General features: G+C 33.4%; 19 protein-coding genes and 2 pseudogenes. 2 read left to right on the top strand and 19 right to left on the bottom strand.

Features of this window, described 5'->3' with window-relative positions:
* Positions 1-29: 29 nt before the first annotated feature.
* The 7 genes from feoB to rppA form a co-directional block, all read right to left on the bottom strand.
* A complete protein-coding gene (feoB, locus tag ACP5QL_RS06780) occupies positions 30-2039 on the bottom strand; it encodes a ferrous iron transport protein B (protein WP_428126330.1) in 2010 nt (669 codons plus the stop codon).
* A 16-nt stretch (positions 2040-2055) separates the two neighbouring features.
* On the bottom strand, positions 2056-2271 hold the full coding sequence (locus ACP5QL_RS06775) for a FeoA family protein (protein ID WP_012582917.1): 216 nt from the start codon (positions 2269-2271) through the stop codon (positions 2056-2058).
* Entirely contained in the window at positions 2268-2891 is a 624-nt protein-coding gene (locus ACP5QL_RS06770) for a DtxR family transcriptional regulator (protein ID WP_012582916.1), read from the bottom strand. The genes ACP5QL_RS06775 and ACP5QL_RS06770 overlap by 4 nt, the downstream gene beginning before the upstream one ends.
* A 33-nt stretch (positions 2892-2924) precedes the next feature.
* Positions 2925-3059: a hypothetical protein gene (locus tag ACP5QL_RS06765; protein ID WP_278007864.1), complete on the bottom strand. Its 135-nt coding sequence runs from the start codon at positions 3057-3059 to the stop codon at positions 2925-2927.
* Positions 3060-3216: 157 nt separating this feature from the next.
* The gene (locus tag ACP5QL_RS06760; protein WP_012582914.1) at positions 3217-3525 is read right to left on the bottom strand and encodes a hypothetical protein; all 309 of its coding nucleotides are present in this window, start codon (positions 3523-3525) and stop codon (positions 3217-3219) included.
* Between the two features lie 96 nt (positions 3526-3621).
* The gene (locus ACP5QL_RS06755; RefSeq protein WP_273333224.1) at positions 3622-4632 is read right to left on the bottom strand and encodes a sensor histidine kinase; all 1011 of its coding nucleotides are present in this window, start codon (positions 4630-4632) and stop codon (positions 3622-3624) included.
* The gene (gene rppA, locus ACP5QL_RS06750; RefSeq protein ID WP_012582912.1) at positions 4580-5254 is read right to left on the bottom strand and encodes a two-component system response regulator RppA; all 675 of its coding nucleotides are present in this window, start codon (positions 5252-5254) and stop codon (positions 4580-4582) included. The genes ACP5QL_RS06755 and rppA overlap by 53 nt, the downstream gene beginning before the upstream one ends.
* A gap of 137 nt (positions 5255-5391) precedes the next feature.
* Between rppA and ACP5QL_RS06745 the strand changes: the two genes are divergently transcribed.
* Entirely contained in the window at positions 5392-6447 is a 1056-nt protein-coding gene (locus tag ACP5QL_RS06745) for a hypothetical protein (RefSeq protein ID WP_012582911.1), read from the top strand.
* Positions 6448-6551: 104 nt separating this feature from the next.
* On the opposite strand, the gene ACP5QL_RS06740 is transcribed toward ACP5QL_RS06745, so the two are convergent.
* From ACP5QL_RS06740 to ACP5QL_RS06705, 8 genes are all read right to left on the bottom strand, one after another.
* Positions 6552-7340: an MBL fold metallo-hydrolase gene (locus tag ACP5QL_RS06740; RefSeq protein ID WP_012582910.1), complete on the bottom strand. Its 789-nt coding sequence runs from the start codon at positions 7338-7340 to the stop codon at positions 6552-6554.
* Positions 7318-7689 (bottom strand): NifB/NifX family molybdenum-iron cluster-binding protein, encoded by a 372-nt coding sequence (locus ACP5QL_RS06735; protein WP_012582909.1) that lies wholly within the window; start codon positions 7687-7689, stop codon positions 7318-7320. Before ACP5QL_RS06735 ends, ACP5QL_RS06740 begins: the two co-directional genes overlap by 23 nt.
* Before the next feature lie 5 nt (positions 7690-7694).
* Complete coding sequence (locus ACP5QL_RS06730) at positions 7695-8513, bottom strand: Mrp/NBP35 family ATP-binding protein (protein ID WP_273333220.1); 819 nt, start codon at positions 8511-8513, stop codon at positions 7695-7697.
* Positions 8503-8718: a ferredoxin gene (locus ACP5QL_RS06725; RefSeq protein WP_164930997.1), complete on the bottom strand. Its 216-nt coding sequence runs from the start codon at positions 8716-8718 to the stop codon at positions 8503-8505. The genes ACP5QL_RS06730 and ACP5QL_RS06725 overlap by 11 nt, the downstream gene beginning before the upstream one ends.
* Positions 8715-9035: a hypothetical protein gene (locus ACP5QL_RS06720; RefSeq protein ID WP_272995858.1), complete on the bottom strand. Its 321-nt coding sequence runs from the start codon at positions 9033-9035 to the stop codon at positions 8715-8717. Before ACP5QL_RS06720 ends, ACP5QL_RS06725 begins: the two co-directional genes overlap by 4 nt.
* A complete protein-coding gene (locus ACP5QL_RS06715) occupies positions 8998-9198 on the bottom strand; it encodes a hypothetical protein (protein ID WP_272995860.1) in 201 nt (66 codons plus the stop codon). The genes ACP5QL_RS06720 and ACP5QL_RS06715 overlap by 38 nt, the downstream gene beginning before the upstream one ends.
* 218 nt (positions 9199-9416) lie before the next feature.
* On the bottom strand, positions 9417-9650 hold the full coding sequence (locus ACP5QL_RS06710) for a DUF5320 family protein (protein WP_428126315.1): 234 nt from the start codon (positions 9648-9650) through the stop codon (positions 9417-9419).
* A 4-nt stretch (positions 9651-9654) separates the two neighbouring features.
* Positions 9655-10038, bottom strand: a complete 384-nt coding sequence (locus ACP5QL_RS06705) for a PadR family transcriptional regulator (RefSeq protein WP_428126312.1) — start codon at positions 10036-10038, stop codon at positions 9655-9657.
* A 166-nt stretch (positions 10039-10204) separates the two neighbouring features.
* On the opposite strand from ACP5QL_RS06705, the pseudogene ACP5QL_RS06700 reads away from it, so the two are divergent.
* Positions 10205-10594: pseudogene (locus ACP5QL_RS06700) on the top strand (redoxin domain-containing protein); the annotation flags it as partial.
* Positions 10595-10597: 3 nt separating this feature from the next.
* Here ACP5QL_RS06700 and ACP5QL_RS06695 read toward each other — a convergent pair.
* The 4 genes and pseudogenes from ACP5QL_RS06695 to ACP5QL_RS06680 form a co-directional block, all read right to left on the bottom strand.
* Positions 10598-10999 carry a DUF86 domain-containing protein gene (locus ACP5QL_RS06695; protein WP_273333216.1) on the bottom strand — a complete coding sequence of 134 codons (402 nt, stop codon included), beginning with the start codon at positions 10997-10999 and terminating at the stop codon, positions 10598-10600.
* A 15-nt stretch (positions 11000-11014) separates the two neighbouring features.
* A pseudogene (locus ACP5QL_RS06690) lies at positions 11015-11474 on the bottom strand (arsenate reductase ArsC).
* Between the two features lie 2 nt (positions 11475-11476).
* Positions 11477-11818 (bottom strand): DUF4388 domain-containing protein, encoded by a 342-nt coding sequence (locus tag ACP5QL_RS06685; RefSeq protein WP_428126308.1) that lies wholly within the window; start codon positions 11816-11818, stop codon positions 11477-11479.
* Between the two features lie 49 nt (positions 11819-11867).
* Positions 11868-13481 (bottom strand): alkaline phosphatase, encoded by a 1614-nt coding sequence (locus ACP5QL_RS06680; RefSeq protein ID WP_428126305.1) that lies wholly within the window; start codon positions 13479-13481, stop codon positions 11868-11870.
* Positions 13482-13604: the final 123 nt, after the last annotated feature.

Genomic DNA, 13604 nt, shown 5'->3' with positions numbered 1-13604 from the left:
ACCATTTAAAAATTTCTTATCAATAACCTTTATTTTGCAAAAACTCTACCTATCTGGTAAAAAAGTACACTTATAGTCCATCCTACCAAAATGCTGTAAAATACAGAAAATAGAGCCCATTTCCAATTGGTTTCCCTCTTAATTACTCCAATAGTAGCCAAACATGGCATATAAAGCAGTGACATTATCATAAAAGAGTAAGCAGAAAGAGGAGTAAAAAGATTTTGTAAAGCCTTCGCAAGATTTTCTTCTCCCCCAAATAAGGTACCTAAGGTTCCTATCACCACTTCCTTAGCCAAAATTCCAAAAAGCAAAGCTACTGCTATTTGCCAATAGGGAAATCCTGCAGGTCCTAAAAGAGGAGCTATTATTTTCCCTAATCTTCCAATAATACTTTCTTCACTACCGTATTCAGATGAAAAAGGTACACTTGCTAAGAACCAAATCAATACAACTCCAAGGAAAATTATAGTTCCGGCTTTTTTTAAGAATTCCCTACTCCTCTCCCAAGCATGAATCCATACCCCTTTTAAGGTAGGAAGCCTATAAGGAGGAAGTTCCATAATTAACGGTGAAATAGGACCTTTAAGAGAAGGAATGATAGTTCTAAAGATCTTTGCTGAGAAAATAGCAACAAAAATCCCTAAAGCATATAAAGATAGTATGATTAGACCTTGATTTTTCTCAAAGAATATTCCTGTAAAAAGAACATATATAGGCAACCTTGCAGTACAAGACATGAAGGGATTTATAAGAATTGTTAATATTCTATCCCTTTCCTCAGGAATAGTTCTTGTAGACATAATAGCAGGAACATTACAGCCAAATCCTAAAATCATAGGTATAAAAGATCTCCCAGGAAGCCCTATAGTATACATAGCTTTATCCACCACAAAAGCAGCTCTTGCCATGTATCCCACATCTTCTAAGAATGAGAGAAATAGAAATAGAACTAAAATATTCGGTAGAAAAACAATCACAGACCCTAATCCACCAATTATACCGTCTTTTATAAAAGATATTAATGGAACAGGAGCATTAATAGAGGTAAGATAATTTTCAAGAATTCCTCCTAAACCACTAAAGAAAGAATCTATATAATCTGAGAAGAAGCCTCCAATTCTAAAAGTTAGTTCAAAGGTTATCCACATAAACAAAGCAAAAATAGGAATGCCTAAATACTTATTAATAACAATCTTATCTATTTTATCTGAAATAGAAAGTTTTTCCTCTATAGGTGCAATTCTTTGAGTATATTTTCTTACAATAGCATCAATATAACCATATCTTTTTTCAATAATTGCTGTCTCCAAATCATATCCAAATTTTTGTTCGAATGTTAAAGCCTCTTTTTCTGCTAATTCTACTATTTCTTCATATCCCAAACTTCTTAGCTCTTCTTTGAAAATAGGATCTCCTTCTAAGAGCTTCAAAGCTAAAAATCTTTTATCATAAGGTAAAGAATAACCAGAAAGCTTATCCTCTAATTTTCTTATGGCTTCTTCAATATCTCCATAGTTAATTCTAAAGGGAGCTACCTCCCTATCTTTTGCCTTTACAATTTCTTCTTTAAGTTCATTAATTCCAGTACCCTTTATCCCTGAAGTTATAACCACAGGAGCTCCTAAAGCTTTTTCCATTCCTTCTATATCTACCTTTATTTTTCCCTCTATTAAATCTCCCATATTTAAATCTAATATAGCATTAGCTCCCAACTCCCTTAAAAGAACAAAAAGATAAAGACTTCTTAGAAGATTTGTAGCGTCAGCCACACAAACTACCACATCAGGTTTCTCCTTAAGTATAAAGTCCCGAGCTATCCTTTCATCAATAGAAAAGGCAGTAAGGCTATAAGTTCCAGGAAGATCAGTAACTATCACCTCGTAGTCTCTATACCTAAAGGTACCATCCTTTCTTTCCACTGTAACTCCTGGCCAGTTTCCCACATGAGCATGCCCTCCTGTAAGGGCGTTAAAAATTGTAGATTTCCCACTATTAGGGTTCCCTGCTAAAGCAACTTTTATAACTTTTTTCTCCATAGAGATTTTCCTCCTTTTAAGCACAAATAATTTTAGAAGCTAAACCCTTTCCTAAGGCTATTCTTGAATTTCCCAAGGCAATAACTATAGGTCCTCCAGAATTTGAAATTACTTTTATCCTTACCCCTGGCAAAATCCCCATCTCTGCAAGTCTTTGAACAGCACCTTTTCCTCCACGTATGGCTATAACTTTTACTTCCTGTCCCTCTTTTACAAATGATAAAGCCATCATATCCTCTCCACTAAAATCTTTTCTGCTTCTTCTTTTCTTAAAGAAAGATGATATCCTAAAATTAAAATCTCTATAGGGTCTCCTAAGGGTGCTATCTTTTCCACCTTTACAATAGTGCCGGGAACAGCTCCCATAGAAAGAAGTCTACTAATTATTCCTCCACCCCCTCTAAGTTCTACAATTTTCCCTTCCTCGCCTACTTTTAAATCCTTTAGGGTTAAAGGCATGTCTTTTTCCTCCTTTCTGGATTTAATAAATCTTTCTGTAAACTCTGTAAGCTTTTCTAAAGACTTAGGAGATAAATCATGCTCTATTCTATGGCTATCTTGTAAAGCAGTGTTTTCATCTACCCCAAGTATTTCTGTAAAAAATCTAAAAAGTAATTTTCTTCTTCTATAAAGTTCCTGAGCAACCTCTATACCATAATCAGTAAGAGTAACATACCCATACTTTTCATGTTCAACCAAACCCATATCAGAAAGAATTTTTATAGCATTCACAACTGATGGGAGTTTTACTTTCTTAAGTCTTGCAATATCCTTTATTCTCACAATTCGAGATTGCAATTCATAAATAGAGAGAATATAATCTTCAAGACTTTCTGTAAGAAAAAGATTCATCTCTAACCTCTCCTCCTTTTCCACATATGCTTCTCAAGAGACATGTCTCACATGAAAATCTTTTATATATTCCTGTAGTTCCTCTTTATCTAAACCTGTAATATCCTCTAAATCTTTTAAACTTAAAACACCTTTACTTTTAGCAAGATAAATTATTAATTCATACATCTTTTCACCTTCTAAATTAGTTTGAGCTAACATTATTAGCTTAAACTAATTATATATAAAAAATGAAAATAGTCAACATAAAAAATAAAAAACCCTCACCAAAGTCCCATTAAAAAGACTTTGGTGAGGGTCAAACTGGGAGGGTTCTACTAATCCTTTACTCTACTCCTTCAAATTGGTGATCCACATTTACTCCTTCAGGATCTTGATGCCCACCGTTTGGAAGATTGTCATCCTCAATCTCTTTTACTTCTTTTGCTTCTTCTACTTCTCCTTTTTCTATCTCTTGATCATCTTTTATTTCTTGATCGTTATCTACAGCTTTTTGTTGAGTCTGAATTGTGGTAGAGGTCTGAGTTAGTGTTGATGTTTGAGCATATACCTTTTGTTTTGTTATATTGGATACTCCAAAAACTACCACTAAGGTAAGAATAGCCACTCCTAAAAAGATAAGTAATTTTTTCATTTTTTCACCTCCTTTCCGTTCAATTTCAAGAAAGATTATAGGAAAGGAGGATGAAGACAAAATGAAGATAAAATGAATTTTAGATGAAGATTCAGATTAAATAGGAAGAAGTATTTTAAAAATAGTGCCTTCTCCTAATTTGCTCTCTACTATAATCTTTCCATTATATTTGTCAACAATACCTTTAACTATAGATAATCCTAATCCTGTCCCCTGTATCTGAGAAGAACGGGATTTATCTACTCTATAAAATCTATTAAATATAAGAGGAATCTCATCCTTAGGTATTCCTATTCCTGTATCTTCAATTTCTAATACTAAATATTTATTATCTTTTATAAACCTTACTTTTACTTTTCCTTTATATTTATTGTAATCAATGGCGTTTTTTATAAGATTAAAAAGAATCCTTCGAATCTCTTCAGGATTTCCTAATATATAAAGATCCTCCGAAGTTTGTAACTCTATATCTATTTCTTTCTTTTTAGCATAGGGAGTCATTAGTTTTATTACTTTTTCTGATATATCTTTGATAGAAATTCTTTCAAGATTAGAATCGACTTCATTGATTTCTAACCTAAAAATGTACAAAAGATCTTCAGCCAACTTAGTAAGTCTTTCTACCTCTTCTAAGTTACTCTGTAAAACAGACAATAATTGTTTTTTATTTATTTTAGGATCTTTTAAACTAACTTCTAACTCAGTTTTCATAATAGCAAGAGGAGTCCTTAATTCATGTGCTACATCAGATATAAACTTTCTTTCCCTTTCCATATTTTCTTTTATAGGCTTTAAAGTAATTCCTGAAAGAATAAAGCTAACAATTCCAACTAATCCTAAAGTAATTCCACTTACCATTACTATTTGAATTCTTAATCGTTCCAAGCTTCTTTGAGCCAAAACTAATTGCTCTTTGTCACTAATATCTCCCTCAAAATCTCCTTCTACCTCTCTAGAGTAATTGGTATAAAGCAAGTAACTAAAAAAGATAAGAATAAATAAAGTAATTATTATATAAACTAATGTCAACTTTATCCTTGATTTTATAAATATATTACTCCTTAATCCGATAACCCATTCCCCTAATGGTCTCAATAATATTTTCATCCCTTTTCCTTTCTAATTTTTTTCTCAAATTCTTTATATGAGCTTCTACTACATTACTAAGAGTATCAGATTCGTAGCCCCATACATGAGATATAATTTGTTCTTTACTTATAATCCTATTCACATTCCTCATAAGGTACTCCAAGATAGCAAATTCTTTGTTTGTTAGTAAGATCTCTATATCTCCCCTAAAAACTCTTTTAGAAACTGTATCTAAGGAAATATCTTTTACTTTTAAGACTGTAGGCATCAGATTCTTAGGTCTTCTAAGAAGAGCTCTAATCCGAGCTAACAATTCTTCATAAGAGAAAGGTTTTACTAAATAATCATCTGCCCCACTTTCAAGTCCTAAGATTTTATCCTCTACTTTATCTTTGGCAGTAAGCATTAATATAGGGGCTTGAAAATTTTTTGCTCTCAAATCTTTACATAAAGAAATGCCATCTATTTTAGGTAGCATAATGTCCAATATTACCAAATCATAACCTTCAAAATTATTTTCTATAATATATTTTGCCTCTTCGCCATCAAAAGCTAAATCTACTACATAACCCTCTTTTTCTAATCCCTTCTTAAGAGCTGTCCCTAACTTTTTCTCATCCTCAATTATTAATATTTTCATGTTAAAAATTATACTACACAAGAAATAAGAGAAAAATTTTCTCTTTAAGAGGAGAGGATACCTTTTATTCTTTATCATTGATTTTTAATTTTATAAAGATTATAATAGTTATAAGTCTAATTTAAGGGGGAAATAATATGAAAACAAAACTCATATTAATCTTCCTTTTAATCTCCCTTCTTTTAATGTCTTTTTCAGCTTCTGCTCAGCAAGGACTAACGTTACAAGATCTGCTACCTGAATCTAACAAAGTTCCTTCTTGGATAAAGCCTGGATTAGTTGCAGTTTATAAATTCCAGGGAGGATCAGGAGATCAAACATCAGCAGGTACTGGTCAAGGATATCAAATTTACGTTATAACCAATATTGAAAACAATATGGCTTATGGCATTGGCTTTGACATATTTATTGCAGCAGGATATCCCTCATATAGTTCCAGTATTAAACCCTTAAAAGGTGTTGTATATTTAGACCCTAAGGAAGTACAAGATGAGGTTAGAAAAGCTCAAGCTGCAGGATTTCCACAAGGAATGAGGCAAGAAACAGGAACTGCAGGAAATAACTTGTATTACTACCTTTTAGAATCTTCAGATTATCAATCCATGACTAGGTACTTTTTTGTTTACGACAAAAATGGTTTGATACAACAAGTAAGAATTTTAGAAAAATATGGAGATGGTTCTTCTACAGTAATAAACGTTGACCTATTAGGAGTGTACCAGACCTCATTACCCTCCATAAATACCATGCCTCCTGCTGTAAAAGCATCACCTAGTTATCAGCTCTACTCCTCAGTAAGTCTTTTTGGAGGAACAACAAGTCTTTCAAACCCTACTCCCTTTGGAACAACATCATATAGTTTAGCTAAAAGCACAGGTTCTATTCTCACCTTTTCAAGCCAAATGAATACTTCATATGGTTCTAAAGCATCTAAAAGCTATGGTAATCAATATGTAGGTCCTTTTTATATCCATCCTCAACTGCTTAAAACAAATTCTATTTTAAATATTCCCCAAATAGGATTTTCGTGGACTGTTGCAGGGAGAGGGCAATACGGAGGAATTTTAACCCAGGTGCAGTTTAGTGGATCCCCTATCGCTCAGTTTGAATATGATCCTAATTCTGGACTTTTAATAAGTTGTAATTTTCCTACAGGAGGTGGAATGTATTTCATCGCAGTCCTTTCAAGATAAAAGGATAACTAAATATATCCTTATGCTAACAAGTTATTAAGAGCCAATAACTTGTTAGCATAAGGATATTTCCTAAGTATATTCTTTGTTTAGCAAAGTAATCTCTAAGCTTTTCTAAAGTTTTCTCTTTCATTTAAAATTTTTATCATTTCCTCCCCTGAACAATGGTAAGGAATAATTTTATCGATGTTAAATTTTTGTAAGATATTTATTACTTTTTCTACTTTTGAGCTTGGTGCCTTATAAAGATGAAAGCCTCCCATAAGTAGTTTAATCTTTTTATTAAACTTTTTTATGGCATATTCTACTATATTTACGATTCCCCTATGAGCACACCCAGTGATAAGAATAATGCCGTCTCCTTCATCTATTATTAAGTTTATTTCTTCATCAAAAAAGTCCCTTAATTTTCTCCCTTCTTTTACTACATAAAAATGAGGATCTGGTTCTTCAAAATCATTTTGAAATGGGACGGATCCAAAAATATAAATGGAATCTGATATTTTTAATACTTCATCTTTAACTATTACAAATTCTAAAAAACTTTTTAAACTTTCCCAATCTACTCCAGTAAATCTTTCATCACTATACTTAGGTAAAAAAGCCTCTTCCCTAAGAAAAATCCTAAACCTCCTATGAGATTTAGAAAGATATTTTAGGCCCCCTGCATGGTCATAATGTCCATGACTTATAATTATATTTTCTACTTTTGATAGATCCTTTCCTAAAACTTCTGCATTTTTAATAAATACATCAGAGCTTCCTGTATCAAAAAGAATAGGGGACTCCCCCTCTCTCTCAATAAGCACTGAGAACCCATGCTCTGAAAAAAGAGGGGGAGATAGCCTATCATCACAAAGTACTGTAATCTTAGTCAAGAAGTTCTGATACATTAGTAAGTTCTCCTTTAAGATAAAGCTCTATTGCCTTATCCACATCAGTTTCATCGGTGACATATACCTCTATTCCTGCAGAAGTCAAATCATCATAAAGTCTTCTTCCCATTCCATGAGATATTACTACTTTACAATCTTTTAGGGCTTCTATTATTGCAGGATGAGTATATTTATGGTGCTCTGGATCATCATGGCTAAAGCCTCTTGCATGTCCTGTAAAAGTATTCAATCTATACTCTCTACTTTTTATCTCTCCATTTTCAATCTCAAAGATAACAAAACCTTTTGTTCTTCCAAAATGAGCAGAAATTTTCTTTCCATCATTAGACGCAACTGCAATCTTCATCTTCTCTACCTCCCTTTTAAAAAATTTTCAATTTTCTCCACAATCTCCATAAATACCTTTGATACTTCAGAATCTTTATGAGTGATAATAAATGGAATACCATTATCTCCGCTTTCTGCTACCCTTGGATCCAATGGGATTTTCCCAAGAAGCGGTACGTTTAAATCTTTTGCAATCTTTTCTCCTCCCCCCTTACTAAATATGTCAACCCTTGCTCCACAATGAGGACATACAAAACCACTCATATTCTCAATTATTCCAATAATAGGCATGTTTAATGCCTTTGCAAAATTTACAGCTCTCCTTACTACTTTCTGAGATAGATCTGATGGTATAGTGACGATTACCGCTCCACTTATATCAGGTATATCTTGTGCTATGCTTAATGGCTCATCACCTGTTCCAGGAGGAAGATCAATTATAAGATAGTCAAGGTCTCCCCAAATAATGCTTGATAAAAATTCTCTAATCAATGAAACCTTTAAAGGACCCCGCCATATTATTGGCGCTTCCTCATTTTCCACAAGAAAACCCGCAGATGCCACTTTAATTCCCATATTAGTTTCCGCAGGAAGTATCCCCTCATCAGCGTTATAAAGTCTTTCAGAAGTTAAATTTAAAAGTTTAGGTACACTATAACCTGTAATATCAGCATCAAGAAGTCCCACTTTGTATCCCCTTAAGGCAAAAGAGATAGCAAGATTTACTGCAACAGTACTTTTACCAACTCCACCTTTTCCACTCATTACCACAATCTTGTTCTTAATTTTGCTCATTCTTTCATTGATCTTCTCTTTTTGTTTTAAAATATCTTCATTTCTCATTCTTTTTTCTCCTCTCTTCTATCACCCTATGGTGTTCAGAACCCTCTCTAATTAAAGCAACACCACAATTGGGACATCTTTCATCTCGGCAAGGAATTCCAGGGGTATGAACTTTTTTATACCCACATTTAGGACATATGCAATAACCCTCAGGTCCTAATCCACTTCTATGTTCATGATGTTCATGATTATGAAATCCTCTCATTTTTGACCTCCTTTCCCAAAATGAGTCATAAAATACTCAACAAATAAACCTGAAAGCATAGCATATACAAAAACAAAGAGATTTAACAAAAGTACATATTTTATCCCAAGAAGAGTTATAGCAAAAGGTATCCAAGGAACTTTTATTGCCCAAGCACCTATAGTAGTTGCTATCACCCCTACTCTTACTCCTTTATTTATCATCTCCCTGAAAAATGGAAAGAAGGCATAAGCAGGCCCTACCATTAAAGTTCCCCAGATAGCACCTATTAGCATACCTTTAAAGCCACTTTCCTTTGATAGGATATCCTGACGCAATAGGTCCCATCATTATAGCTCCTATTAAATCTCCTAAGAGAATCCCCTTTAACCCTGAAAAATTTAAAAGAAAATTTCCTACTGCCTCTTTAGAAAGAAAATTTTCTAAAAGACCTATTATTACAAATATGGCAAAAAGTCTAATTGAATTTTGGATAAACATTCTTAGAGACTTTTTAAAAGTTTTTGTGAGTTTATTTCTATTTTTTTCCAAAGTAGACAATATATAAACTTAAGGTAAAACCAAATAATATAAAACCAGTTATCCAATTTTGCGTATTATCTCCCCCTTTACTCTTCTCGTATAAGGTAAATATCTCCAACATCCATTTCTAAATCTTCTTTCTAATTCGAGGAGCGGGAAAAATCCCGCCCCATTTCTTACTTAATTTCATCTAAACGTCTCTTTATGTCTTCCAAATCCGCCTCAAGATCCTTCTTCCATTCTTCCAAAAGCTCTTTTTCCTCTTCCTCGGTAAGCCCATAAGGATAATAGCCAGCGCCTCTCCACCACCATCTACGACCTAAGTTCCAGTAAGACCATGGACACCAAGGAGCGCCATAACCACCAAAGCCCCATCCACGACCCCAACCACGGCCATACCACCATCTCATCTTTTTACACCTCCTTTCCTTCTGCAAATTCTAAAAATTTTTCAATTCTATCTCTCATATCTTTGATATATTCAATAATCTCATTTTTAACCCTTTCTCCCAATGGAGTGAGAAAATATACCCTTTTAGCAGGTCCTTCCCCTGTCTCCCAACGAGATCCAATAAGACCCTCCATCTCAAGCATTCTTAAAATCCTGTATCCTGTTCCCATTCCTGAAGGTCCTTTATAAAAACTAAACTCTGGAAAATATTTCTCCATCATATTTAAAAGTTCATACCCATGGAGCTCTTCCTTAGAAAGAGCAAAAAGAACAAAAGCCCTAAGCCAAAATCCAGGAGCAAATCCCATTCCTTTTCCCATTCCCAATCCAAGTCCAAAACCTTTCAATTATTTTACCTCCATATATATGCTATTTACATATATACACCTAAAAAATATATTTATCAAGAGATTGTGTATAAATTTTTTTCAGCCTTTTTGCTCTAATACATTGAGTTATCTACTCTTTTTAAAGAGGTTTAAAAATGAATAAAAGAGAGTTAGAAATAGGCAATCAAATTATAAAGGGAAGAAAATACTTCTTTCTTTTCACCCTCTTGCATGGACTTCTGTATGCTCTAAACAAATGCTTTCTCTTGAAGAAAACTATAATAAGTTTTTAGAACTCAATACCATACCCGTGGGTATAAGTGTTGATCCTGTACCATCTAAAAAAGCATGGGCCGAAAACCTAAACTTAAAAAACCTAAAAATTCTCTCTGACTTTTGGCCCCATGGAAGGGTAGCAGAGCTATATAACATTTTCCGAGAGGAAGATGGATTTTCAGAAAGAGCAAACATAATAATAGACGAAAATGGCAAAATAGTTTTCTTCAAAATATATCCCATAAGGGAACTTCCTGATGTAAATGAGATATTAGAATTTCTTAGCAAGAACAAATAATGATCAAACAAAGTTCTTAACCTTGCTGATAAGATCCTTAAAAAAATCAAGCTTTTCAGTAAGAAGATAGAGCTTTTCGAGATCCACATCAATATAAGAGCGTTTCAACATCTCCCTTATATTTATATAGCTTATTAATTTCTCAACGGATGATTTGTCCAAGATGTTATTATCTCCTAATAATGCAATACATTCCTTATAGTTTTTAGCATTACCTAATTTTCTTTCGTCTATAATTCCACAAGCAATCTCGCCTATTCCGGTTATACACAGATAAATCCCATATTTTAATGCCCATTGAGTTATTTTATTCCTTTTTATATCTTCTAAGGAGAATCTATTTTTGAGTTCCTCAAGAGTATTGATAATTTCTTCAAGTTTTTTCACTCTATCTTTGACAATCATAAGAGACCTCTCCTTTTAAATTTTATTCAATGGGGTAAAGAAGGATACTCCTTCCTCTTTATTCTCAATAAAAAACTCTTTTACCCAATTTAAAATCTCATCTCTAACTTTTCTAAAAGCAGAAAGTTTTTCTTCATAACTTCCCTTTACGCTTGCTGGATCCATAAACCCTCTATGAATATATCTCTTACCTCCTGGAAAAAGAGGGACAATTTTCCTTGGCATTATCACAAACGGTAACTACATAGTCAAACTCCTGCCTCTTGAATTCTTCAATACTTTTGCTTCTATGATGAGAAATATCAATCCCTATTTCTTTTAAAACTTCTATTGCCAATGGATTTACCCCTTTGGGTTCTGTTCCTGCAGAATAAGCTTCATATCTATCTCTATATAAGGCATTCACAATTCCTTCTGCCATTTGAGACCTTGCAGAATTATGGGTACATATAAAGAGAATTCTCTTCTTAATCATCTTTAACCTTCAACTAAAAGAATATCTTTATTATTATTTTCATCAAAAACCTTCAGGAGTTCAAGTATTAATTTTTCAGAAGATTTATTAATTTTGTTTTCTCGCAAAATTTCCCCTTGATAAAAACTAAAGCTCAACACAGGGTAATTTAAAACAAGATGCATTAGAGCTTCTTCACCTTGCTTTCCATCTATAAAAGCATCTACTATATTTCCATTATTAAAAAATATGACACCCTCATTATGATTCACCCCCAACATAAGAATACCACTTTTATTAGAGTAGGAGAGAAAACTTATCAACGTAAGAAGATCAAAAATCTCCAAATATCCTTCAATAATCATATAAAATCCCTCCTTCAAAAAGGGGTAGGGAGAGCCCTCCCCTAAAATTTTACTTGCTTAATGCTAATTCTTTAATGTTAGCCAAGGAAAGAGTATTATCTTTATAGGGATCTGCTCCTATTAAACTCATGAGTTTTTTGTAAAGATCGGTATTGTCATAATATCCAGCAAAAATATAGGATCCAACACCAACAGCATATACAGGAACAGGCATACCAGTATGAGAATAGGAAGTCCAAGATATTCCAGCTTTTTGATTTAGGATATGAGTTATAGTTACCGTTAAAGGATCATATCCACCATATAAGAGATATGTCTTATAATCATTTGGTCTTTCCTTAGGATCCATCATGGAAAGTCTGAAAGCTTTTTCAAGCTCATCAAGTTCCATATCATTTAGAGCAAGTTGCAACCTAATTTTTGCCTCTTTGTCTCCAGATTTTGCCTTATTTTCAAGCTCCTTCTTAACTTCAGGGCTCAGCACCTCAAGTCCAAAATACTCCTTAATTTGAGGAAGAAGATCAGAAAGTTTAGCTTCTTCTTTCTTTACCCTACCTCTATAATCATTAACTATCTTTGAAAACTCATCGTAGGATATCTTTTGGTAAGAAAGAACTTCGGGGTAAATTTCATATCTTGTTCCAGCATAACCTATACTCAAACCGCCTGTTTCATGATCTGCGGTTACAATGATTAGTGTCTCAAAAGGCTTCTTCTTATAAAATTCTAATGCCACCTTTATAGCCTCATTGAAATCTAAAACATCATAAATGACCGTAGCAGCATCATTAGCATGAGCAGCCCAATCTATCTTTCCACCCTCTACCATTATGAAGAAACCATTAGGATTGTCTAAGAGTTCTATAGCTTTTCTTGTAAAGTCTGCAAGAGAAAGTCCCATATCTATTCCTCTCAAGCGGTTTATTGCATAGGGTAATGCCTTGGAAGAGTCTAATATTGGATTTATGGCAACTACTTTACTGTCTCCTTTTCTTAACTTCCAAAACTCATCAATCTTATCCACAATTCTGTATCCCTTCTCCTTTGCTATTTCATATACATCCTTTCGCTTTCCATCCTTTCCTTTTGGCTGCAAGAAACCTCCTCCTCCAAAATAATCAAATTTACTCTCAAAAAGTTCAAGAGCTATTTCATAATATTTATTTCTACTTGGTTGATGAGCATACATACCTGCAGGAGTTGCATGATCTATAGAGACACTGGTCAAAACTCCTACCTTATACCCTAAATCCCTTGCTGTTTCAGCTACAGTCTTATACTTAAACTTAAGTTGAGGATCCATATTAATTACTCCATCATTGGTCTTTTTTCCTGAAGCCATAGCAGTAATAGCAGAAGCGGAGTCGGTAATATAGCTATCGGCCGCATAAGTAGTCATCAATCCCGTATTGGGAAATTGAGTAAAACTTAATTTTTGAATAGAGGGAGACTGAGAATTTCTACTAAGAAAAGTCTCAGTTAAATAAACATGATTTAAACCCATTCCATCTCCAATAAACCAAAAAATATATTTTACAGGTTTCCCTTTGTAAAGGGAGGAGGAAGACTGAAGAGCTATCCCTAAAGGAGAGGAAAAGAAAACAAAAGTTAGGATCAGAACTGAGAGTAGCAGTGCTTTAGAAATAATTCTATCCATTTTCATCCTTAGAGACCCCCTTTCAAATTTTTCTTCCAGATTAGAGCATATACAATAAAATTTAAATAGCATTTAAAGTAAAATAAAAATTAAGAGAATGTGTGTTAAAATAAGATTAACATTTTATAA

This window comes from Dictyoglomus sp. (assembly GCF_049968615.1).
GTDB classification, from domain to species: domain Bacteria; phylum Dictyoglomota; class Dictyoglomia; order Dictyoglomales; family Dictyoglomaceae; genus Dictyoglomus; species Dictyoglomus turgidum.
This window is presented reverse-complemented; position numbering and strand designations above follow the sequence as displayed.